The organism is Micromonospora sp. NPDC000121 (assembly GCF_042899165.1).
In the GTDB taxonomy this organism is placed as follows: Bacteria; Actinomycetota; Actinomycetes; order Mycobacteriales; family Micromonosporaceae; genus Micromonospora.
The window spans coordinates 87,926-110,179 of record NZ_JBIAZP010000009.1 but is presented as its reverse complement, the minus strand read 5'-3'; the positions used below and the strand labels follow the sequence as shown (position 1 = coordinate 110,179).

Genomic DNA, 22,254 nt, shown 5'->3' with positions numbered 1-22,254 from the left:
CTCCCCGCGCGGTCACGGCGCGACGCCCCAGACGGACAGGCCCGTCGTCTCCGGCAGGCCGAACATGAGGTTGGCGTTCTGCACGGCCTGGCCGGCGGCGCCCTTGCCGAGGTTGTCCAGCGCGCTGAGCACGATGAGCCGGCGGGTGTCGACGTCGACGGTGGCCTGCAGGTGGCAGGAGTTGGAGCCGAGGGTGGCGGCGGTGTGCGGCCAGGCCCCCTCGGGCAGCACGTGCACGAAGGGCGCGTCCGCGTACGCCTCGGCGAGCACCGCCCGCGGGTCCACGCCCCGGGCCGGCACGGCGGTCACGGTGGCCAGGATGCCCCGGGGCATCGGCGCGAGCACCGGGGTGAACGACAGGCCGGTCGCCCCGGTGGCCTGCTTGATCTCCGGGACGTGCTGGTGGGTGCCGACACGGTAGGGCGACAGGTCCCCCATCACCTCGCTGCCGAGCAGGTGCGGCTTGGCCGCCTTGCCGGCGCCGGAGGTGCCGGAGGCCGCGACGACCACCACGTCGGCCGGGTCGGCGGCGCCGGCGGCGATCAGCGGGGCGAGCGCGAGGGTGATCGTGGCGGCGTAGCAGCCGGTGTTGGCCACCCGGGTGGCGCCGGCGATCAGCTCCCGCTGGCCGGGCAGCTCGGGCAGGCCGTAGGTCCACTGCCCCGCGTGGGGGCCGCCGTAGTAGGTGGCCCAGGCGTACGGGTCGGCCAGGCGGTGGTCGGCGCCGAGGTCGACGACGCGGACCTCGGGCGGGAGCTGCGCCGCCAGGGCGGCCGACTGGCCGTGCGGCAGCGCCAGGAAGACCAGGTCCGCGTCGGCCAGCGCCGCCGCGTCCGTCTCGCCGAGGACCATGTCCAGCCCGGCGAGCTGCGGGTGTACGACGTCGAGCCGGTGCCCGGCCTGGCTGTGCGCGGTGGCGGCGACCAGGTCGAACTCCGGATGCCCGGCGACCAGACGGATCAGCTCGCCCCCGGCGTAGCCGCTCGCCCCGGCAACCGCGACTCGGATTCCCATACCCACCTCCGCATGACTATGCAGCGAAGGCTAGCAGCGATGATCGGCTGCTGCAAGTTCATGCAGCGGTATGCATAGAATCAGATAGTCAGAGGCGGCCCTCCTCGACGGCCCGGGTCACCCACGGAATGACCTCGTCGAGCATCTCGTCCAGCGAGGTGGTCGCCGTGAAGCCCAGGACCTCCCGAGACTTGGTCACATCCGGCACCCGCTTCTGCACGTCGTACCGGAAGGGCTCGTCGGAGACGTACCGGAACGGCACGTCCGGGCCCTTGATCTTGCGCCAGATCAGCTCGGCCAGTTCCAGCACCGTGGTGGACTCGGCCGTGGAGAGGTTGAAGTCCTCGTTGTGCGCCGCCGGGTGCTCGATCGCCGTGGCGATGCCCCGGGCCAGGTCGCCGCCGTACGTGTAGTGGCGGACCTGGTTGCCCGCACCGAGGATGTGCAGCGGATCCTGCCCCTTGACGATCTTCTGCACCACGTCGGGCACGACGTGCGACATGGCCAGCTTGACGTTGCCGGAGAGCACCTCGGCCTGACCCAGCGCGCGGCCCTCGCCCACGCCGACACAGTTGAACGGCCGCACGATCGTGTACGGCACCTGGTACTGCTCCCAGGCCGCGCGGGCGTAGTACTCCACCGCCAGCTTCTGGAACCCGTACGACGACAGCGGCGGCGGGATGCGGCGCTCGTCGCCCTCCCGGCTGGGCCAGTGCCCGGTCGACTCGAAGACCATCGACGAGGAGAGGTAGGTGACCTTCGCCAGCCGGCCGTCCCGGCGGGCGCGGATCGCCGCGTCGCAGGTGGCCGCCATGATCCGCTCGTTCGTGGCGAGCAGGTCGTAGGCGTACGCGTGGAAGTAGGAGATGCCGCCGATCATCGCCGCCCCGGCGACCAGGTGGTCGCAGCCGTCGAGCAGCTCGGTGAGCAGGTCCACGTCCCGGGCGTCGCCCTCGACGAACCGGAACCGGGGATGTTCGTCGTAGCTGTGGGTGACCGGGCCGTACTTGGAGAAGTTGTCGACACCGACCACCTCGTGACCCCGGTCCAGCAGCTCCGAGACGAGGTAGCCGCCGATGAAACCGGCCGAACCAGTTACCAGGACCTTCGCCACGTGCGCTCCTATGCGGTCTTCTCGAACTCGGTGCTGTCCTGCGGGTCGCGCCGGGCGGGCACGGCCCCGGTCGGGGCGGCGCGCAGGGCCAGCTTCTCCCGGCTCAGCCGTCGACCGTAGGCGAAGAAGTACCAGCGCAGATAGCCGGGCAGGAAGCGACCCAGGTCGAAGTGGGACTCCCCCAGCGGACGGTCCAACCAGATGGTGGGGATCTCGGCCACCGGCAACCGCAGCCGGGTCGCCTTCGCGGTCAGCTCCAGCCCGATCTCGAACCCGGTCCGCGACTCGATCCCGACCTCCCGGATGAACGCGGTGTCGTACGCCTTGAAACTGTTGGTGGCGTCGCGGGTGCCGACCCGGGCGAAGGTGTAGAGGCTGCGCCCCGCCCAGCGCGACATCATCCGCTTCAGCCGGGGCCCGCCGACCTGCTGGCCGCCGGGCATGTAGCGCGACGCGGCGGCGACCACCACACCCCGGTCGACCAGCCGGGCCAACTCGTCGATCTGGCGGGGGTCGTCACAGCCGTCGGCCATGGTGACCACCACGACCGGGGCGCGCGCCGCGTCGATGCCGAACCGGATCGCGTTGGCCGGACCGCGGCCGTAGGTGTTGAGGACCGCCCGCACCCGCGGGTCCGTGCGGGCGACCTCCTCGACGTACGGCACGGTGGTGTCCTCGGGCGTGTCGTGCACGACGAGCACCTCGGCGGGGAGCAGCAACTCCCGCAGCATCCGCTCCAGGCAGCGCAGGATCGCCTCGCCCTCGTCGTAGACCGGGACGATCACCGACACCCGGGGCTTCACACCCGCACCCCCTGCCCGGTCAGGCCCCACATGTCGATCACCGGCTTGTCGGTCTCCAGGCGGGCGTACTGCTCGTGCGGGGCGGCGATGACCAGCAGGTCGGCCCGGCGCAGCACGTCGGCCAGGTCGACGAACCGCTCGTCGGCCACGTGGGGATCCGTGCAGAGCGTCTCGCGGGTCTTCAGCGTCAGGATCTTGCGCAGCTTGTACGCCAGGCTCTCCCGGGGGTCGTCACTGCCGCCCTTGAAGGCCATGCCGAGGATGCCCACGGTCAGCTCCGACAGGTCGAAGCGTTCCTCCAGGCGAGACACCAGGTAGAGCGGCAACCCTTCGTTGATCAGCATCGCGGAGTGACCGAGCACGAAGTTGTTCCGGTTGAAGGCGGCCAACTGCATGGTGTCCTTGAACAGGCACGGCCCGGCGGCGAACCCGGGCATGGGCAGATCCGCCGCACGGGGATAGTCGTACGCCACGGCGTGCCGGATCCGGGCGAAGTCGAGCCCGAAGTCGTTGGCCATCATCCAGAACTGGTTGGCGGTGGCGAACTTGATGTAGCGCCACGTGTTGGTGAACAGCTTCGCCAGCTCGGCCTCCTCCGGTTCGAGCGGCACGATCTGCTCGGTGAGGTGCCGGAACAGCTTCTCGGCGCGCGCCAGCGCCCCCGGCGTACGGGCGGCGACGATCTGCGGCAGCGCGAACAGCTCCGTCATCGCCCGCCCCTCGGCGATCCGCTCCGGGCAGAAGGCCACGTCGGCGCGGATGCCCTTGCCGGCGAGCAGCTTCTCGGTCAGCGCGGTGACCCCGGGGTAGACGGTGCTGCGCAGCACGACGAGCTGCCCGTCGCGCAGGTGGTCGGCACAACGCTCCAGGGCCCGGGGCACCGCGCCCAGATCCGGGTTGAGATGCTCGTCGACGGGGGTGCCGACCACCACGACCAGGTGCTCGGAGGCGCCGACGCTCACCGGATCGGTGGTGGCGCGCAGCCGGCCGGCCGCGACCGCCTCCGCGAGCGCCTCGGCGGCGCCGGGTTCGGCGAAGGGCAGGGTGGCCGCGTTGACCGTGGCGACCGCGTCGGCGTTGATGTCGTACAGCACCACGGACAGGCCGCGCGCGGCGAAGGCGATGCCCAACGGCAGCCCCACCCGGCCGCAGCCGCCCACGATGCACACGTCGACGGTGGCGACCGGCGAATCCTCGGCCATGACTGGACTCCCGTGGGGGTGGCGGGGGTGTGACTCCGGCAACATCCGGAATCCAAGCAGGCTAACCGCTCGGATGTGACCCGCGGGTAGCCAAAGATGCCGAGGGTGCTGACCTTTCAGCCGATGCGCCATGCTCCGTGCCCACGGGGCCAATCGGAGCGATGAACGCCGATGGCCCTGCCCGGCGTACCGGACAGGGCCATCGGCGTCGAGAAGTCAGGCGCCGCGCAGGGTGGCGCCGAAGCGTTCCGCCGCCCGGGCGACCGCCGCGTCCCGCGCGGCCACCGCCTCCTCCACGGTCAGCGTCCGGTCCGGGGCTCGGAAGGTGAGCTTGTATGCCAGCGACCTGCGGCCCGCCCCGAGCTGCTCGGAGGCGTACACGTCGAACAGGCGCACCCCCTCCAGCAACTCGCCGGCGCCCTCGACCAGGGCGCGCTGCACCTGCGCCGCCGGGATCGACTCGTCGACCACCAGCGCCACGTCGATCAGCGCCGGCGGGAAGCCCGAGACGACCGGCCCGGACGCCACCGGGGCCGCCGGCAGCGCGTCCAGGTCCAGTTCCAGGGCGCTGGTCCGCCGGGGCAGCTCCAAGGCCGCCACGACCGCCGGGTGCAGCTCGCCGGCGTGCCCGACCACCCTGCCGTCGACCAGCAGCTCCGCGCAGCGGCCGGGGTGCCACGGCGCGTACTCGGCGGCCCGGACCTCGATCCGGTCCCCGGGGATGTCGGCGGCGGCGAGCACGTCCCGGCCGGCCTCCACGGCGTCCGCCCAGCCGGCCGCCCGGCCCTGGCCCCACCAGCCGGCCGGCTCGATGTCGCCGGTCAGCACGACGGCGACGTGCCGGGGCTGGTCGGGCACCACGGCGTCGGCGGCGGCGAACTCCTCGTCGCTGGGTCGCCGGTCCACGCCCATCGCCGGCGGGCGGCCGGCACCGGGACGCGGGTGGAAGACCGTGCCGATCTCGTACACGGCGAGGTCGCGCTGGCCCCGGCCGAGGTTGCGCTTCACGATGCCGAGCAGCGGCCCGAGCAGCGTGGTGCGCAACAGCGGCTCCTCCTCCGACAGCGGGTTGGCCAGCCGCACCGCCTGCCGGCGCGGGTCGTCCTCGGGCAGGCCGAGCTGGTCGGCCAGCTCCGGGGCGACGAACGGGTGGGCGAGCACCTCCACGTACCCGCGCTCGGCGAGCGACCGGGCCACGGCCCGGCGGCGGCGCTGCTGCCAGGTCAGGCCGCGGCCGGGCGGCGCCGTCGGCAGCACCGACGGCACCCGGTCGTACCCGTCGAGGCGGACCACCTCCTCGACCAGGTCCGCCGGATCGGTGAGGTCGGGCCGCCAGGTCGGCGGGGTGACGGTGAGCGCCGCCCCGTCGCCGGCGGCGACACCGACCTCGCCCGGGTCCTCGCCGAGCCGGTCGGCGCCCTGGGCGACCGTGCAGCCGACCTGCTCCAGCAGGGCGACCACCCGCGCCGGCGGGTAGGTCACGCCGATCCGCCGGGTCGGCAGGTCGACCGGCAGGACCACCGGGGTACGCGGCCGGACGTGGTCGACGTCGAGGATCTCGTCCCCGGCCGTGCCGCCGGCGTGCTCGGTGAGCAGCCGGACCGCCCGCGCGATGGCGACCAGCGGCAGGGCCGGGTCGACGCCCCGCTCCCACCGCTTCGCCGCCTCGCTGAACAGTCTGTGCCGGCGGGCGGTGCGCCCCACCATCACCGGGTCCCAGTGGGCGGCCTCGAAGAGCACGTTGGTGGTCCCCGCGACGACCTCGCTGGTCTCGCCGCCCATCACGGCGGCGAGCGAGATCGGGCCGGTGTCGTCGCAGATCACCATGTCCTCGGGCGCGAGCGCGCGGGTCACCCCGTCCAGCGTGGTCAGCTTCTCCCCCGCCTCGGCGCGGCGGACCACCAGCGGCCCGGCGATCCGGTCGGCGTCGAAGGCGTGCATCGGCTGGCCCAGCTCCAGCATCACGTAGTTGGTGATGTCGACCGGCAGCGAGATGCTGCGGATGCCGGCGACGGTGAGGCGCCGCTGCATCCAGCCGGGGGTTGCCGCCGTCGGGTCGACGCCGCGCACGAGGCGGGCGGCGAACCGGTCGCAGCCGACCGTGTCCCGCACCTCGACCGGGTAGGCCGGGGCCTCCGTGCCGCCGGGCGCGGGCGCCAGGCCCGGGTCGCGGAACGGCACGCCGAGGGCGTGCGACAGCTCGCGGGCGAGGCCGCGCAGGCTCATCGCGTACCCCCGGTCGGGGGTGATCTCCAGCTCGACCACGACGTCGTCGAGCCCGACGACCGGCCGCGCGTCGTCGCCCGGCTTGGCCGGGGTGTCCTCGGGCAGCACGATGATGCCCGAGTGGTCGTCGCCGAGGCCCAGCTCCTTGGCGGAGCAGATCATGCCGTTGGAGTTGCGCCCGTAGGTCTTGCGCGCGCCGATGGCGAAGCCGCCGGGCAGGACTCCGCCGGGCAGGATCACCACGACCCGGTCGCCCGGGGCGAAGTTGCGCGCCCCGCAGACGATCTCCTGCGGCTCGCCGGTGCCGTTGGCGTCGCCGACGTCGACCCGGCAGAACCGGATCGGCTTCTTGAAGCCGGTCAGCTCCTCGATCTCCCGGACCTCACCGACCACCAGCTGACCGGTGACGGTCTCCCGCAGGTCCACGACGGACTCGACCTCGATGCCGAGGCCGACCAGGGCCTGCTCCAGGTCGCGGGCGGGCAGGTCGGCGGGGAGGTCGACGTACTCCCGCAGCCAACTGACAGAAACTCGCATGACTCAGACCACCGTCTCCGTAACTCGTACCCGCATCGCCTACGCCCCGGCCCCGAACGCGCGGGTGAACCGCACGTCGCCCTCGGCCATGTCCCGCATGTCGCTGACCCCGTGCCGGAACATCACGGTCCGGTCGATGCCCATGCCGAACGCGAATCCCGAGTAGACCTCGGGGTCGATGCCGCAGGCGCGCAGCACCCGCGGGTTGACCATGCCGCAGCCGCCCCACTCGACCCAGCGCGGGCCGTCGCGGTGCTCCGGGAACCAGACGTCGAACTCCGCCGACGGCTCGGTGAACGGGAAGTAGTGCGGCCGGAAGCGGGTCTTCGCGCCCTCCCCGAACATCGCCCGGGCGAAGTGGTCCAGGGTGCCGCGCAGGTGCGCCATGGTGATGCCCTTGTCCACCACCAGGCCCTCCACCTGGTGGAAGACCGGCGCGTGGGTGGCGTCCAGCTCGTCGGTGCGGTAGACCCGCCCGGGCACGATCACGTAGATCGGCGGCTTACGGGTCAGCATGGTGCGCGCCTGCACCGGCGAGGTGTGGGTACGCAGGACGAGGCCGGAGCCCGTCGGGTCGCCGGCCGTCCCGGCGGAGCCGTCGGTGGGTGCGATGTGGAAGGTGTCCATCAGGCCGCGGGCCGGGTGGTCGGCCGGGATGTTGAGCGCGTCGAAGTTGGTCCACTCCAGCTCGACCTCGGGCCCCTCGGCCACCTCGTAGCCCATCCCGACGAACAGGTCGCTGATCTGCTCCATCAGGGTGCTGATCGGGTGCCGGGCGCCCCGGGGCCGCCGGTCGTGGGGCAGCGTCACGTCGACGCGCTCCTCCACCAGCACCCGTTCCGCCTGCTCCCGCTCCAGGACCTCCTGGCGGGCGGCGTAGGCGGCCTCGACGGCGCGGCGGGCCTCGTTGACCCGCTTGCCCGCGTCGGACTTCGCGGCCGGCGGCAGCGCGCCGATCTCCCGGCGGGCGAGCGAGACCGGGGACCGGTCGCCGAGGTGCGCCGGGCGCAGCGCGGTCAGCGCGTCCGGGTCACCGGCCTCGGCGAACGCCTTCTCGGCGGCGGCGACGGCCTCGGCCAGGGCGGCCGGGTCGAGCAGGGCGACCTGCTTCGGGTCGTACGGATCGTTGCGGTAGCTCATGGCGTACGGGCACTCCCTCACGGCGGCGCCAGCCCTCACGGGGCGGCGAAGCGAGTCTACGGACGCGCGGCTGTGCCGCAGCCCGCCGGTGGGAGTTGCGCGGAAAGCAGGTCAGGCCCGCCGCCCGCCGACACCGGCGGGCTGGCTAAACGAACGCCGTGGCGCGTTCATGGGCGGATGCTCTCCTCTGCTGGATGCCGCGCGGGACCGGTGCCCGGTCACCGCTGCGCTCTCGCTGAAGCGTACAGGCACACGGCGGCGGCCGCAGCCAGGTTGAGGCTCTCGGCGCGCCCGTGCAGCGGCACCCGGACGCGGGCGTCGGCGACGGCGGTCAGCTCCTCCGGCAGGCCGTGCGCCTCCGAGCCGAACAGCCAGGCGGTGGGGGCGGCGAGCCGGCCGGCGTCGGCCAGGTCGTCGAGGTCGTCCTCGCCGTACCCGGTGGTGGCGAGCACGGTGAGGCCGGCGGCGCGCAGCGCGGCGACCACGTCCAGCGGGTCGGGCGCGCGCACCACGTCGACGTGGAAGAGGCTGCCGGCCGAGGCCCGGACGCACTTGCCGTTGTACGGGTCGACGGCGTCGCCGGCGAAGACGACCGCGCCGGCCCCGGCGGCGTCGGCGGTGCGCAGCACGGTGCCGGCGTTGCCCGGGTCGCGGATCTCGGCGAGCACCGCGACGAGTCGGGGCCCGCCGGCCAGGGCCCGCTCCAGGGGCACGTCGAGGTGCCGGCAGACGGCGACCAGGCCCTGCGGGGCGACGGTCTCGGCGAGGGCGGCCAGGGCCTCGTCGGTCACCTCGGAGACCGGCACGTCGGCGCGGGCGGCGTCGGCGGCGAGGTCGGCGTGCCGGTCCAGGGCGGCGGGCGTACCGAAGAGTTCGGTGACCACCCCGGGGCGGGCGAGGGCCTCGCGGACCGCCTGCGGCCCCTCGGCCAGGAACCGGCCGGCGGCCTCGCGGTCCCGGCGGCGCTGCAACCGGCGGGCGGCGACCACCCGGGGCGTACGCGGGGTGAAGGGGCCGGAGACGGCGTCGAGGCGTCTCCCGCGCGGTGGTGACTGCATGGGAGACGCCTCGATCTGCTGGTGCGGGTGGATCAGGCGGCCTGGGCCGCCGCGCCGCCGGTGCCCTCGGCCGTGACCGCGGCCCGGGCCAGCTCGACGATCGCCGCGAACGCGGCGGCGTCGTTGACGGCCAGGTCGGCCAGGATCTTGCGGTCGACCTCGATGCCGGCCAGGCGCAGGCCCTGGATCAGGCGGTTGTAGGTCATCCCGTTGGCGCGGGCGCCCGCGTTGATCCGCTGGATCCACAGCTGCCGGAAGTCGCCCTTGCGGTCGCGACGGTCCCGGTAGGCGTACTGCATCGAGTGCAGCACCTGCTCCTTGGCCTTGCGGTAGAGGCGGGAGCGCTGACCGCGGTAGCCGCTCGCGGTCTCCAGCAGGGTACGGCGCTTCTTCTGGGCGTTCACAGCCCGCTTGACGCGTGCCATCTCAACTCCTTCTTACGTCAGGTGGCGCGCGTCAGCGGCCGAGCAGCTTCTTGATGCGCTTGACATCGGCCTTGGCCAGCACGACGGTGCCGGTCAGGCGACGGGTCTGGGTGGAGGGCTTCTTCTCCAGGTTGTGCCGGAGGCCGGCCTGCTGGGCAACGATCTTGCCCTTGCCGGTCACCTTGACCCGCTTGCCCATCCCCGTGTGGCTCTTCATCTTCGGCATGTGGAACGTCTCTCCCCTGTTACTCGCCGGTCGTCCCGGCGGGCCCGGCCGCCTCGGCCGTCGGCGCCTCGGCGGCGCCGGATTCCCGCTCGCCCCGCGGCAGCGCACCGCCGCGGGCCGCCGTGGCGGCGGCCTTCGTGGCGCGGTGCGGCGCGAGCACCATGATCATGTTTCGGCCGTCCTGCTTCGGCGCGGCCTCGACGTACCCCAGCTCCGAGATCTCCGACTCGAGCCGGCGCAGGAGCCGGTAACCCAGCTCCGGGCGGCTCTGCTCGCGACCGCGGAACATGATCGTCACCTTGACCTTGTCGCCGGCCTTGAGGAACCGCACCACGTGACCCTTCTTGGTCTCGTAGTCGTGCGGGTCGATCTTCGGCCGGAGCTTCATCTCCTTGATGACGGTCTGCTGCTGGTTACGCCGCGCTTCGCGCGCCTTCAGTGCGCTCTCGTACTTGAACTTGCCGAAGTCCATGAGCTTGCACACCGGAGGGCGCGCCATCGGCGCAACCTCGACCAGGTCCAGGTCTACGTCCGCGGCCAGCTGAAGGGCGCGCTCCAGCGGGACGATGCCCACCTGCTCACCCTCGGGGCCGACCAGTCGGACCTCACGTGCCCGGATCTGCTCGTTCACGCGTGGTTCGACGCTGATGGGGCCTCCTCGAGTCAAAGTCTCCTGCGTGGCCGACCCCGCGGCTCCCGGGTGGGAGCCGACCCGGAAAGCAGAAGGCCCCGGCGCATGCCAGGGCCCGCTCGACCGGTCGGCACGATCACATGGTCGCGCATCCGGCGCCGGGATGTGCCCGGAACCGGTGACCGGACCCGGCCACCGTGGCGGCGACTCGGGTGGGAGCAGGCGCTCCTCTTTCATGGCTGTCCGGTCGCGGGCGACCTGATCGCACGCGGAGACAGCCTGGTCGACTCGATAACACTACACCGTCGCCGGACCGCCCCCCAAACCGGGCACCCCGGGCGGCCGGCTCGGCCCGGCGGTCCCGCCCGTGCCGGCTCAGCGGCCGGTGGCGCCCTCGGCGAGGCGGGCCTGGTGCGCCCGGTGCAGCCGGCGCAGCGCGCGGACCCCCTCGACGGCCAGCTCCTTGTCGGCGGCCTGCAACGCGACCATCGGCAGCAGGTCGTCGTCGTGCAGCTCCAGGCTCGCCCAGGGCGCGCCCCGGTCGAAGCGGACCCCGCGGACGACCTCCCACGGCAGCTCGTACGAGCCGACGACGTTACGGACGCGCACGCCCCGCCCGTCCGCCTCCACCCGGGGCCGGGTGAAGAGCAGGAAGCCGAGGGCGCCGAACACGCCGAGGCCGACCATCGCGATCTGGTCGCCCCGCTGGAAGCTGCCGTAGCCGCTGCCGGTCTCGCCGGTCAGCGAGGTGGCCACCAGGCTGAACACCACGAGGAGCACGGCCGCCGAGGTCCAGCAGACCACCCGGATGCGCCGCGGGCGGAGGCGGATCGTCTCGGTCTCACTCACCCCACCAGTCTGCCACCCGCTCCGGGCCGCTCGTCCGCCGCCACACGGGCGGACGGCACGGCGGCGGGGGCGACCCGCCTCCTGGTGCCCCAACCCGCCACCAGCGCGGCCAGCAGGGTCAGCAGCGCGCCGGCGAGCACCGGCAGCCGGACGCCCGGCCCGCCCGGCACCAGCGCGTCCAGCAGCAGTGCGCCGCCCAGTTGCCCGGCGACCAGCGCCAGGCCGGTACGCAGCACCCCGATCGCGGGCACCCCGACCACCAGGCTCGCCACGATGACCACGCCGAGCAGGCCGCCGGTGTAGAGGTACCAGGCGTCCGGCCAGGTCGGGGCCGGGCCGCCCAGGGCGCCGGCCAGCGCCGCGACGAGCAGCACCACCGGCGTGGCGGTGGCGAAGTTGACCGCGACCCCGGCGGCGGCCGAGCCGGCGGCGGAGACCCGCGCGTTCAACGCCGACTGGAGCGCGACGGCCACCCCGCCGGCCACGGCCAGCAGCACCAGCCCGAGGGCGAGGTCGCCGACGGGCTGGCCGAGCTGGGCCAGCGCCACGGCGGCCACGCCGAGCAGCGCGCCGGCCACCCGCGCCGGGGTGAGCGCCAGCCGCCCGACCGGCGCCAGCCCCGCCCGGTCCGCGGCCAGCCCGCCGAGGCTGCCGCCGGCCACCTGGGCGATGGTGAAGACCGCCACCCCGAGCACCGGGACGACGTACGCGGCGAGCAGCACGATGGCCGCCCCGCCGAGCCCGCCCAGGTACGCCCACCAGGGCAGCCGGGCCCGGCGCAGCGCGACCAGGCCGGTCCGCGCCGAGGGCAGGGCCAGCACTCCGACCGCGATCAGCAGCGTCCCGCCGAGGTTGTTGACCACCGCGCCCAGGGTGGCGTTGCCGGCCCGCTCGCCCAGCTCGGCGTTGACCACGCCCTGCGCCGCCGAGGCGACCCCGGCGAGGGTGACCACCACCACGGCCACCCACGGCGGCAGGACGCGCGGCACCGGCCGGGCCGGGCTGCCCGGCGCCGCGGGCGGGCCGCTCACAGCCGGCAGGCGTGGATGTCGGTGACGAGGATCGCGCGGGCCCCGAGTTCGTAGAGCTCGTCCATGATCCGGTGCACGTCGTCGCGGAGCACCATCGCCTGCACGGCCACCCAGCCCTCGCGGTGCAGCGGGGAGACGGTCGGCGACTCGATGCCGGGGGTCAGCGAGCTGGCCCGGTCCAGCAGGCCGGCCGGCACGTCGTACGCGAGCATCACGTAGCGGCGGGCCACCAGGACGCCGTGCAGGCGGCGCAGCAACTGCTCCGACTGCGGGTGCGCCGGAGCGCCGACGCGGCGGACGAGCACCGCCGAGGAGCGCAGCAGCGGCTCGCCGAAGACCACCAGGCCGGCCTGGCGCAGCGTGGTGCCGGTCTCCACCACGTCGGCGACCACGTCGGCGACGCCGAGCCGGATGGCGTTCTCCACGGCCCCGTCCAGGCGGATCACGTCGGCCTTCACGCCCAGCTCGGCGAGGTGCCGCTCGACCAGCCCCGGGTACGCGGTGGCGATGCGGTGCCCGCCGAGTTCCCGTACGTCGTCGACGTCCTCGGGCCGGGCGGCGAAGCGGAAGGTGGCCCGGCCGAAGTCGAGGTCCACCACCTCCTCGGCCGGCGCGCCGGAGTCGATCAGCAGGTCGCGGCCGGTGATCCCGACGTCGAGGTCGCCGGAGCCCACGTAGGTGGCGATGTCCTTGGGCCGTAGGTAGAAGAACTCGATGTCGTTGGGCTCGTCCCGGCAGACGAGGTCCTTGGGGTCGGTGCGCTGGCGGTAGCCCGCCTCGCGCAGCATCTGGGCGGCCTTCTCGGCCAGGGCGCCCTTGTTGGGTACGGCGACACGCAGCATGACGGAGTGCTCCTTCGATCGGGTCTGATCAACGACGGGGCGCACTCACAGATGTCGGTAGACGTCCTTCAGGTCGAGACCGCTGGCGAGCATCAACACCTGGACCTGGTAGAGCAGCTGGGAGATCTCCTCGGCGGTCCGCTCCGGCCCCTCGTGCTCGGCGGCCATCCACGACTCGGCCGCCTCCTCGACGACCTTCTTGCCGATGAAGTGCACGCCCTTCTCGAGCGCGGCGACCGTGCCCGAGCCAGGGGTGCCGGCGGCGGCCTTGGCCTGCAGCTCGGCGAACAACTCCTCGAACGTCTTCACGCCGCGATTCTTCCAGCCACCTGCCGAGGTCGCGTGCTCCGGGTCAAGCGTCCCGCTGATCGGACCCTTGAATCCAACGCACGTCATCGCCCTTTCGCGTCGGAGCGGTCACCGGCAGGAGCGCCCTCGGCGTGGGTGGGCTGGCCCTGCCACCACGCGCCCGGCAAGCCCCGGTCAGACCGCGTCGAAATAACTCTTTCGAAAGGTTCGCTTCGACGTTAGCCTTCGATGCATGACCGAACAGCACGCCCGCGAGATCACCGACGTCGAGACCCTGCGCGCCTTCGCCCATCCGTTGCGGCTGCGCATCCTGGAGGCGGTGGGCCTGCACGGGCCGCTGACCGCCACCCAGGTCGCCGAACATGTCGGGGAGAGCCCGGCGAACTGCTCGTGGCACCTGCGCCAGCTGGCCCGCTACGGCTTCGTCGCCGAGGCCGGCGGCGGCAGCGGGCGACAGCGGCCGTGGCGAATCGTCACCGACGGGCACCGCTGGGGCAACGGCGACGAGAGTCCCGAGGTGGCCAGGGCCGGCGACGCGGCCGCCCGCGTGCTGCTCGACCTGGAATACCAGGCGCTGTGGGACTGGATGAACGTCCGCCGGCAGGAGCCGCCCGCCTGGCGGGACGCCGGCTTCTTCAACCAGTCGATCGGCTGGTGCACCCCGGACGAGCTGAGCGGGCTGCAGGACGAAATCCGCCGGCTCTTCGCCCGCTACCTGGACCGGATCAACGACCCGGCTGCCCGGCCGGCCGGCTCCCGGCCGGTGCGGTTGATGGCCTGGGGCGTGCCCGCGGTGGCCGGTCAGGTCGGCCGGGCGGACGCCGACGAGGACGGCACGTCGTGAGGCAACTGTTGCGCCGGCCGGACTTCCGGCTGCTCTTCGTCGCGCTGACGGTCGCCATGCTGGCCGAGTCGGTCCTCATCCTGGCCCTGGCGATCTGGGTCAAGGACCTGACCGGATCGGACGGCCTGGCCGGCGCCACCTTCGTCGCGATGACCGCGCCGATGGTGCTCGCGCCACTGGTCGGCTGGGTGGTGGACCGGATCCCCCGCCGGTCGATGTTCGTCGTCGTCAACGTGCTCACCGCGGTCCTGCTGGCTCCGCTGCTCATCGTGCGGAGCGAGGGCCAACTCTGGATCGTGTACGCGGTCGGAGCGGGCTACGGGCTCTCCTACATCGCGCTCGGCGCGACGGTGACCGCGCTCGTGCAGGAGATCGTGCCGGCCGACCACCTGCCGGACGCCAACGGAGCGTTGCAGATCGTCAAGCAGGGTTTGCGGCTGGCAGGTCCACTGCTCGGCGCCGGCCTGTACGTCGTCCTCGGCGGGCCGGCGCTGACCGCCGCCTGCGCGCTCGGCTTCCTGGTCGCCGCAGTCGCCGGTCTGCTGCTGCGCCGCACGACGCGCCCGCTGGCGCCCCCCGGCAGACCGTCCGGCAGCGGCGGGCTCGGTGCCGGAATCCGGCACCTCGCGGGCGAGGCCGCGCTGCGGCGCGCCCTGGTCGCCGCGGTCGTCGCCACGGTCGCGCTCGGTCTCGGCGAGACACTGTGGTTCGCGTACGTCGACAAGGGGCTGGGACGGGAGACGGCGTTCCTGGGCGTGCTCGTCTCGCTGCAGGGCATCGGCGGTCTGCTGGGCGGGGCCGTCGCCGCGACGCTGGTCCGCCGCCTGGGGGAACTCACCACCGTGGCGCTCGGCGCGGCGGCCTTCGCCGCCGGCAGCCTGCTCCTGGTCCGGCCGGCCCTGGGGCTGGCGGTCGGCGCGAGCCTGCTGATCGGTGCGGGGCTTCCGGTCACCATGGTGGGCACCACCACGCTGGTGCAGCGACGCACCCCGGCCCACCTGGTCGGCCGGGTCTCGGCGGCGCTGGACGCGCTCGTCAGCGGCCCCCAGTCGGTGGCCATCGGCGCGGGCGCGGTGCTGGTCGGGCTCGTCGACTATCGGCTGCTGTTCGGGGTGATCGGCGCGCTGCTGGCAGCCGTCGCCGGGTACCTCGCCGTCGGCAGACGGCTCACCCCGACGTCCCCGCCCCCGGCCGCCCTGCTCCTGGCGCAGCCACCGCTGCACGCGTCCGTGACAGGTGGCCCCGTCCCGACGCGATCCGGGGCCGGCCCGGCCGCGGCGGACGCCGCCGGGCTGCCGGCACCGCCGCGATCGTGACCGGCGGAACCGGTCAGCCGCCGAAGCCGACCCGGTGGCCGCTGGCGGCGAGGCCGCGGATGGCGAGGGCGGCGTCGAGCGCGGCGACGGTGGCCGCCCAGCCCTTGTCCTCCGCCGAGCCGGGCAGCCCGGCCCGGTCCCGGGCCTGCTCGATCGTGTCCACGGTCAGGACGCCGTGCGCCACCGGCTTGCCCTCGTCCAGCGCGACCCGGGTCAGCCCGTCGGTCACCGAGCGGCAGACGTAGTCGAAGTGGGCGGTGGCGCCCCGGACCACCACGCCGAGCGCGACCACCACGTCGCAGCGGCGCGCGAGCGCCTGGGCCACCACGGGCAGCTCGACCGAGCCGGCCACCCGGGCGGTGACCGCGCGGGCCCCGCACGCCTGGGCGGCGGCGACCGCCCGGTCGAGCATGTGGTCGGTCAGCTCGCCGTGCCACCGCGCGGCCACCACGCCGACGGTCATCCCGGCGGCGTCCACCGCCGTCACGCCCGGCTCCCCGAAACCCGCCATGTCTACGCTCCGATCTCGTCGCCGGGGACCGGCCGGCCCATCGGGGCCTCGGTGACCTCGTCCAGCTCGTCCAGCAGGTGCCCCATCCGGTCCCGCTTGGTGCGCAGGTAGCGCACGTTCTCCGGGTGCGGCCGCACCGGCAGCCCCTCGCGGCCGGTGACGGTCAGCCCGTAGCCCTCCAGGCCGGCCCGCTTGGCCGGGTTGTTGGTGAGCAGCCGCATCGAGCGCACCCCGATGTCGTAGAGGACCTGCGCGCCGGTGCCGTAGTCCCGGGCGTCGGCCGGCAGGCCCAGGTCGAGGTTGGCGTCCACGGTGTCCCGGCCCTGGTCCTGGAGCTGGTACGCCTGGAGCTTGTGCAGCAGGCCGATGCCGCGCCCCTCGTGGCCGCGCACGTAGAGCACCACGCCGCGCCCCTCCTCGGCGACCCGGTCCAGGGCCGCGTCGAGCTGGGGGCCGCAGTCGCAGCGCACCGAGCCGAAGACGTCGCCGGTGAGGCACTCGGAGTGCACCCGCACCAGCACGTCCCGCCCGTCGCCGATCTCGCCCATGACCAGGGCGACGTGCTCGGCCGAGTCGTGCTCGCTGCGGTAGCCCAGCGCCCGGAACACCCCGTGCCGGGTCGGCATGCGGGCCTCGGCGACCAGCTCGACCTGCTTCTCGGTGCGCCGCCGGTACGCGACCAGGTCGGCGATGGTGACCAGGGTCAGCGCGTGCTCCGCGCAGAACTTCTCCAGGTCCGGCACCCGCATCATGGTGCCGTCGTCGTTGACCAGCTCGCAGAGCACGCCGGCGGGGCGCAGCCCGGCCAGCCGGGTCAGGTCGACGGCGGCCTCCGTGTGCCCGGGCCGGCGCAGCACGCCGCCCTCCCGGGCGCGCAGCGGCACCACGTGCCCCGGGCGGGCCAGGTCGGTCGGGCCGGTGCCGGGGTCGGCGAGCAGCCGGATGGTGTGTGACCGGTCGGCGGCGGAGATGCCGGTGCTGACCCCCTCCCGGGCGTCCACGGTCACCGTGTAGGCGGTGCCCCGCCGGTCCTGGTTGGTGTGGTGCATCGGCGGAAGGTCCAGCCGGTCGCACTCGCTCTCGGTCAGCGGCACGCAGATGTAGCCGGACGTCCACCGCACCATGAACGCGACCAGCTCCGGCGTCGCCAGCTCGGCGGCGAAAATCAGGTCGCCCTCGTTCTCCCGGTCGGCGTCGTCGACCACGACGACGGGCCGGCCGGCGGCGATGTCCGCCACCGCCTGCTCGATGCTCCCAAAGGTGGTCATGCCGACGCTCCGCTTCGCTCCGCGCCGTCATGACGCACCGCACTGAGCCTGATGATTCGCTCGCTTCGCTCGCTCATGCCGGCACTCCGCTCCGCTCCGTGCCGTCATGAGGCACCACCGCACTGAGCCTGATGATTCGCTCGCTTCGCTCGCTCATGCCACGGCCTCCGAGTAGGTCGGCGGGATCGGGGCGGGCGCCGGGCGGGCGACCCGCGAGGTGCGCCACCAGGCGAAGACGCCCCAGGCGCAGAAAACGCCGTAGACGAGGTACATGGCCGCCGAGGGGTAGAAGCCGCCGCGCAGCAGCAGCGGCACGCCGACGGCGTCGACGGCGATCCAGATCAGCCAGAAGTCCACCCAGCCGCGGGCCATGCCGTAGGTGGCCAGCAGGCTGCCGGTGAGGATCCAGGCGTCCGGCAGCGGCCCCCAGGAACCCAGCGCGGCGAGCACCGGGTAGAACGCGGCGGTGCCGAGGACGGCGGCGGCCAGCAGGCCCAGCCGCTCCCGGCCGGTGGCCCAGCGGGGCGCCACGGCGGCACGGTCGCCGTCGCCGCCGTGGCGGCGGTTGCGCGACCAGCGCCACCAGCCGTAGAGGCTGACCGCGAAGAAGAACACCTGCCGGCCGGCCTGCCCGTACAGGTCGTGCGCCTGCGGGGTGGCGAAGACGCCGCCCAGGAAGACGGTGAACAGCAGCGCGTTGCCGATCATGCCGACGGGCCAGGCCCAGACCAGCCGGCGCAGGCCGAGCAGGGCCGAGGCCAGCCCGAAGCCGTTGCCGACGACCTCCCGGACCAGCACCGGCGAGCCGGCGACGGCCACCTGCGCGTCGAGCAGCCACCCGAGCGGGCCCATCAGGCCACCCCGCCCGACGCGGCGGCGCCCGGCAGGCCGGCGACCGGGGCGTCCGTGCCCGGGAACCCGCCGGGCGGGCCGGCCTCGGGGCGGCCGGGCTCGGCCAACCGGGCGCCGAGCAGCCGCTCGACGTACTTGGCGAGGACGTCCACCTCGAGGTTGACCGGGTCGCCGACGCGCCGGGCACCGAGGGTGGTCAGCTTCAGCGTGGTCGGGATCAGCCCGACGGCGAACCAGTCCGCGCCGACGTCGGCCACGGTCAGCGAGACGCCGTCGACGGTGATGGAGCCCTTCTCCACCACGTACCGGGCCAGGGCGGCGGGCAGGCGGAACCGGACGGTCTCCCACTGCGCGGCCGGCTCCCGGGCGAGCACCTCGCCGACGCCGTCGACGTGGCCCTGCACCAGGTGCCCGCCGAGGCGGCTGCCGAGCGCGGCGGCCCGCTCCAGGTTGACCGGGTCGCCGGCCCGCAGCGCACCCAGCGCGGAGCGGCGCAGCGTCTCCCCCATCACGTCCGCCGTGAAGACCCCGTCGGCGACGTCCACCACCGTCAGGCAGACGCCGTTGACCGCGATCGAGTCGCCGTGCCGGGCGTCGGAGGTGACCAGTGGGCCGCGGATCGCGACCAGCGCCGAGTCACCCGCCGTCCCGGTGACCCGGACGACCTCACCCAACTCCTCGACGATGCCGGTGAACATGTCAGCCCTCCCTCTTCCGGGGCAGCGCGGTGATCCGCAGGTCCGGTCCGATCTGCGTAACGTCGACGTACTCCAGGTCGATGGCCTCGGCGATGGTGGTCACACCGGCGTCGACCAGGGCGCTCGGGCCGGCGCCGAGCAGCCGGGGCGCGACGTAGCCGACGATCTTGTCGACCAGGCCGGCGGCGAGGAAGGCGCCGGCCAGCGTCGGGCCGCCCTCCAGCAGCGCCGCGCGCACCCCGCGTCCGTGCAGCGCGGCGAGCAGCGCCGCCAGGTCGACCCGGCCGTCGGGCCCGACGCCGACCTCCGTGGCGGTGGCGACCCACGTGCGGGCCGCGCCGTCGCGGACCCGGGCGTCGGCCGGCGTACGCCCCGCCGAGTCCACCACCACCCGCAGCGGCTGGCGGATGCTGAGGGTGCCGTCGCGCAGGTTGCGGGCGGTGAGCCGGGGATCGTCGGTGAGCACCGTGCCCACCCCGGCGATCACCGCGTCGACGGTGCCGCGCAACGCGTGCACGTCCATCCGGGCCGCCTCGGAGGTGATCCACATGCTGGTGCCGTCGGCGGCCGCCGACCGGCCGTCCAGCGTGGCGGCGAACTTCCAGATCACGTACGGCCAGCCCCGGCGCATCGAGGTGAGCCAGGCGATGTTGCCGGCCTCGGCCTCGTGGCCGCGTACCCCCAGGTCCACCTGGACCCCGGCGGCGCGCAGCGTGGCGGCCCCGCCGGAGGCGACCGGGTTGGGGTCGGGCACGGCGATGACCACCCGGGCGACGCCGGCCTGGACCAGCGCGGTGCTGCAGGGGCCGGTGCGGCCGGTGTGGTCGCAGGGTTCGAGGGTGACCACGGCGGTGCCGCCGCGAGCCCGCTCCCCCGCCTGGGCGAGCGCGACGATCTCGGCGTGCGGCCCGCCGGCGTAGGCGTGGAACCCCTCGCCGACGACCTGGCCGTCGGCGTCGAGCAGCACGCAGCCGACCACGGGGTTGGGGCTGGTCGTGCCGAGACCGCGCGCGGCGAGTTCGACCGCGCGACGCATCGCCTCGTCGACTGAGACGCCCCCCATGCCCTGCCCTCTCACTCGCCGGTCGGCGCGCGGGCGGTCACGGGAGGCAACGGCACGGGCCGCGGGCGTGCGGCGGCGGAGGTCCGGGTACGGCGGAGCCGACCCGGGGGGCGCGCACGACACGCTGAGGTCAGCGGCCGGGCAGGGCCCGTCCGTCCCGCGCGCTGTCTCCCATCCGGACTGTCTGGGCACGGTCTCCCGCCCCCAACCGTCGGCCCCGGATTCTCACCAGGTCCACCGGGCGGCACGAGGCCGACCGGGTCGCGGGCTTACCACGGTCACGCCGTGGATCACCGCCGGTTCGGAATTACACCGAGTCCCGCCAGCGCGTGGTGGGTACACCGGCAGTCTTACACGCCGGACGGGGGGTGGCGCCACCGAGGCGAGCTACTTCACAGCGGGAATGCGGGGTCACGTCACCCCGCGCCGCCGGTCCACCGCCACGTACGAGCCGGGTTGGCTCTTGGCCACCGTCTTCATCTCGGAGGCGACCGCGATCGCCTCCAGGGGGTTGGTGAAGCGCTTGTTGGCGTCGGAGATGGAGACGCCGATGGAGAGGGTGACCAGGGCGGCGCGCCGGATGTTGCCCCGCCGGTCCTTCAGCTCCACGTAGCCGCGGGCGGCGTCGGCGGGGTCGTAGAGCGAGTCGGCGGCCTTCTCGAAGTCGGCGGAGACCCGCGAGGTGAGCGGGCGCACCTGCTCCGGCGTGCAGACGATGACGAAGTCGTCGCCGCCGACGTGGCCGAGGAAGGCCGGCGGCAGCCCGACCGAGACGACCGCCCGGTGCAGGCTGCGGGCCAGGGCCGAGATGAAGTCGTCGCCGCGCACGAAGCCGTACCGGTCGTTGACGCTCTTGAACCGGTCGATGTCGATGTAGCCGACGGCGTAGTCGACGCCGCTGCGGACCCGGTCGGAGATCTCCCGGCGGATCCGGCTGTTGCCGGGCAGCCCGGTCAGCGGGGAGACCTCCCGGAACTCCTTGTTGCGCCGCAGGGTCGAGCTGACCCGGGCCACCAGTTCCGCCGTGTCGAAGGGCTTGACCAGGTAGTCGTCGGCGCCGGCGCTGAGCCCGTGCACCTTGTCCACGGTCATGCCCTTGGCCGTCAGCATGATCACCGGCAGGGCCGAGGTCATCGGGTCGGCCCGCAGCCGCCGGGTCAGCTCCAGCCCGTCGATGCGCGGCATCATCAGGTCGACCACGGCCAGGTCGGGGCGCTGGCGCTCGATCACCTCGAGCGCCTCCTGCCCGTCGCCGGCGTGGATCACGTCGAAGCCGTGCAGCCGCAGGTTGAACTCGACGAAGCGCGCGATGTCCTCGTCGTCGTCCACGACGAGGATGACGTCCCGGCGGTCGCCGGCGGGTTCCACGTCAGGCCCCGGCGGCGGCGCGTTCCGCGAGTGCCCGCAACTTCCGGACGGCCTCGGCGGGGTCGTCCGCGCCGTAGACGGCGGTGCCGGCGACGAAGGCGTCCGCCCCGGCCTCGGCCGCCTGTGCGATGGTGTCGGCCGCGATCCCACCGTCGACCTCGATACGCAGTTCGAGGTGGCCGCTGTCGACGTGCCGGCGGGCGGCGCGCACCTTGTCGAGCAGTTGCGGGATGAAGCGCTGCCCGCCGAACCCGGCCTTGATCGTCATGATCAGCAGCGTGTCGAAGCTCGGCAGCAGCTCCAGGTACGGCTCGATCGGCGTGTCCCGGTCGATCGCCAGCCCGGCCTTGGCGCCGGCCGAGCGGAGGTCCTTGGCCAGCGCCACCGGGTCGTCGCACGCCTCGGCGTGGAACGTGACGTTGTACGCCCCGGCGTCGGCGTAGCCGGGGGCCCACCGGCGCGGGTCCTCGATCATCAGGTGCACGTCGAAGGGAAGCTCGGTGGCGGCCCGCAGGCTCTGCACCACGGGCAGCCCGATGGTCAGGTTGGGCACGAAGTGGTTGTCCATGACATCCACGTGCAACCAGTCCGCGGCGTTCTCGACGGCGCGGACCTCTTCGGCGAGGCGGGCGAAATCGGCGGCGAGGATGCTGGGCGCGACGATCGGCGGCGGTACGGTCACGGGGCCAGTGTACGAACGCGGTGACCGGGCGCCCGCAGCGCGCCACCCACCGGGACACCCGGTGACCCGGCGGTGACCAGTGGTGCGGAATCGGCCGTCCCGGCATGGCGGAACCGGACGACGGGTCGGTCGTGGCCGGCCGAAGGACGGGAACGTGGCACGACTCCACGAGGGACGTTGACGTGCGCCGCCCGGTGTTTCCTGTGGAGCGACGACCGGAAGCCGGCCCGCTCCCCGCGGGGGCG

The 22,254-nt window shown here is 74.0% G+C and carries 23 protein-coding genes; 2 read left to right on the top strand and 21 right to left on the bottom strand.

All coding sequences use genetic code 11. The annotated features are described in order from the left end of the window. Positions 1-12 precede the first annotated feature (12 nt). From argC to ACFY23_RS23725, 14 genes are all read right to left on the bottom strand, one after another. A complete protein-coding gene (gene argC, locus ACFY23_RS23790; protein WP_350681748.1) occupies positions 13-1,014 on the bottom strand; it encodes an N-acetyl-gamma-glutamyl-phosphate reductase in 1,002 nt (333 codons plus the stop codon). Positions 1,015-1,102: 88 nt separating this feature from the next. Beyond that, complete coding sequence (locus ACFY23_RS23785; protein ID WP_350681750.1) at positions 1,103-2,128, bottom strand: NAD(P)-dependent oxidoreductase; 1,026 nt, start codon at positions 2,126-2,128, stop codon at positions 1,103-1,105. Positions 2,129-2,136: 8 nt separating this feature from the next. After that, the gene (locus ACFY23_RS23780) at positions 2,137-2,931 is read right to left on the bottom strand and encodes a glycosyltransferase family 2 protein (RefSeq protein ID WP_350681752.1); all 795 of its coding nucleotides are present in this window, start codon (positions 2,929-2,931) and stop codon (positions 2,137-2,139) included. After that, positions 2,928-4,133, bottom strand: a complete 1,206-nt coding sequence (locus tag ACFY23_RS23775; protein WP_350681754.1) for a nucleotide sugar dehydrogenase — start codon at positions 4,131-4,133, stop codon at positions 2,928-2,930. The genes ACFY23_RS23780 and ACFY23_RS23775 overlap by 4 nt, the downstream gene beginning before the upstream one ends. 216 nt (positions 4,134-4,349) lie before the next feature. Beyond that, positions 4,350-6,896, bottom strand: coding sequence for a phenylalanine--tRNA ligase subunit beta (gene pheT / locus ACFY23_RS23770; protein WP_350681756.1), 2,547 nt, complete (start codon positions 6,894-6,896; stop codon positions 4,350-4,352). A gap of 39 nt (positions 6,897-6,935) precedes the next feature. Continuing rightward, positions 6,936-8,036, bottom strand: coding sequence for a phenylalanine--tRNA ligase subunit alpha (pheS, locus tag ACFY23_RS23765; RefSeq protein WP_350681758.1), 1,101 nt, complete (start codon positions 8,034-8,036; stop codon positions 6,936-6,938). A gap of 218 nt (positions 8,037-8,254) precedes the next feature. After that, the gene (locus ACFY23_RS23760) at positions 8,255-9,094 is read right to left on the bottom strand and encodes an RNA methyltransferase (RefSeq protein WP_350681760.1); all 840 of its coding nucleotides are present in this window, start codon (positions 9,092-9,094) and stop codon (positions 8,255-8,257) included. Between the two features lie 32 nt (positions 9,095-9,126). Then, entirely contained in the window at positions 9,127-9,519 is a 393-nt protein-coding gene (gene rplT, locus ACFY23_RS23755) for a 50S ribosomal protein L20 (protein ID WP_184184750.1), read from the bottom strand. Between the two features lie 31 nt (positions 9,520-9,550). After that, on the bottom strand, positions 9,551-9,745 hold the full coding sequence (rpmI, locus tag ACFY23_RS23750; RefSeq protein WP_007458415.1) for a 50S ribosomal protein L35: 195 nt from the start codon (positions 9,743-9,745) through the stop codon (positions 9,551-9,553). Positions 9,746-9,764: 19 nt separating this feature from the next. After that, positions 9,765-10,376 (bottom strand): translation initiation factor IF-3, encoded by a 612-nt coding sequence (gene infC, locus ACFY23_RS23745; protein WP_350681763.1) that lies wholly within the window; start codon positions 10,374-10,376, stop codon positions 9,765-9,767. 375 nt (positions 10,377-10,751) lie between these two features. Next, the gene (locus ACFY23_RS23740; protein WP_350681765.1) at positions 10,752-11,225 is read right to left on the bottom strand and encodes a PH domain-containing protein; all 474 of its coding nucleotides are present in this window, start codon (positions 11,223-11,225) and stop codon (positions 10,752-10,754) included. Then, complete coding sequence (locus ACFY23_RS23735; protein ID WP_350681767.1) at positions 11,222-12,256, bottom strand: DMT family transporter; 1,035 nt, start codon at positions 12,254-12,256, stop codon at positions 11,222-11,224. Before ACFY23_RS23735 ends, ACFY23_RS23740 begins: the two co-directional genes overlap by 4 nt. Then, positions 12,253-13,098, bottom strand: a complete 846-nt coding sequence (gene hisG / locus ACFY23_RS23730; protein WP_350681769.1) for an ATP phosphoribosyltransferase — start codon at positions 13,096-13,098, stop codon at positions 12,253-12,255. The genes ACFY23_RS23735 and hisG overlap by 4 nt, the downstream gene beginning before the upstream one ends. Before the next feature lie 45 nt (positions 13,099-13,143). After that, positions 13,144-13,407, bottom strand: a complete 264-nt coding sequence (locus tag ACFY23_RS23725) for a phosphoribosyl-ATP diphosphatase (RefSeq protein WP_088947482.1) — start codon at positions 13,405-13,407, stop codon at positions 13,144-13,146. 232 nt (positions 13,408-13,639) lie between these two features. Between ACFY23_RS23725 and ACFY23_RS23720 the strand changes: the two genes are divergently transcribed. Together ACFY23_RS23720 and ACFY23_RS23715 are read left to right on the top strand one after the other, a co-directional pair. Then, complete coding sequence (locus ACFY23_RS23720; protein WP_350681771.1) at positions 13,640-14,251, top strand: helix-turn-helix domain-containing protein; 612 nt, start codon at positions 13,640-13,642, stop codon at positions 14,249-14,251. Beyond that, the gene (locus tag ACFY23_RS23715) at positions 14,248-15,567 is read left to right on the top strand and encodes an MFS transporter (protein ID WP_350681773.1); all 1,320 of its coding nucleotides are present in this window, start codon (positions 14,248-14,250) and stop codon (positions 15,565-15,567) included. The genes ACFY23_RS23720 and ACFY23_RS23715 overlap by 4 nt, the downstream gene beginning before the upstream one ends. Positions 15,568-15,580: 13 nt before the next feature. Here ACFY23_RS23715 and ribH read toward each other — a convergent pair whose 3' ends face one another. The 7 genes from ribH to rpe all read right to left on the bottom strand — a co-directional run bounded on the left by ribH (position 15,581) and on the right by rpe (position 22,009). Continuing rightward, a complete protein-coding gene (gene ribH / locus ACFY23_RS23710) occupies positions 15,581-16,078 on the bottom strand; it encodes a 6,7-dimethyl-8-ribityllumazine synthase (RefSeq protein WP_350681775.1) in 498 nt (165 codons plus the stop codon). 2 nt (positions 16,079-16,080) lie between these two features. Further along, the gene (locus tag ACFY23_RS23705) at positions 16,081-17,346 is read right to left on the bottom strand and encodes a bifunctional 3,4-dihydroxy-2-butanone-4-phosphate synthase/GTP cyclohydrolase II (RefSeq protein ID WP_350681777.1); all 1,266 of its coding nucleotides are present in this window, start codon (positions 17,344-17,346) and stop codon (positions 16,081-16,083) included. Between the two features lie 153 nt (positions 17,347-17,499). Then, on the bottom strand, positions 17,500-18,198 hold the full coding sequence (gene pnuC, locus ACFY23_RS23700; RefSeq protein ID WP_350681779.1) for a nicotinamide riboside transporter PnuC: 699 nt from the start codon (positions 18,196-18,198) through the stop codon (positions 17,500-17,502). Beyond that, on the bottom strand, positions 18,198-18,896 hold the full coding sequence (locus tag ACFY23_RS23695; RefSeq protein WP_350681781.1) for a riboflavin synthase: 699 nt from the start codon (positions 18,894-18,896) through the stop codon (positions 18,198-18,200). Before ACFY23_RS23695 ends, pnuC begins: the two co-directional genes overlap by 1 nt. A 1-nt stretch (position 18,897) precedes the next feature. Further along, positions 18,898-19,959: a bifunctional diaminohydroxyphosphoribosylaminopyrimidine deaminase/5-amino-6-(5-phosphoribosylamino)uracil reductase RibD gene (gene ribD / locus ACFY23_RS23690; protein ID WP_350681783.1), complete on the bottom strand. Its 1,062-nt coding sequence runs from the start codon at positions 19,957-19,959 to the stop codon at positions 18,898-18,900. A gap of 411 nt (positions 19,960-20,370) precedes the next feature. Further along, positions 20,371-21,327, bottom strand: a complete 957-nt coding sequence (locus ACFY23_RS23685) for a response regulator (protein WP_350681785.1) — start codon at positions 21,325-21,327, stop codon at positions 20,371-20,373. A 1-nt stretch (position 21,328) separates the two neighbouring features. Next, positions 21,329-22,009: a ribulose-phosphate 3-epimerase gene (rpe, locus tag ACFY23_RS23680; protein WP_350681787.1), complete on the bottom strand. Its 681-nt coding sequence runs from the start codon at positions 22,007-22,009 to the stop codon at positions 21,329-21,331. Positions 22,010-22,254: the final 245 nt, after the last annotated feature.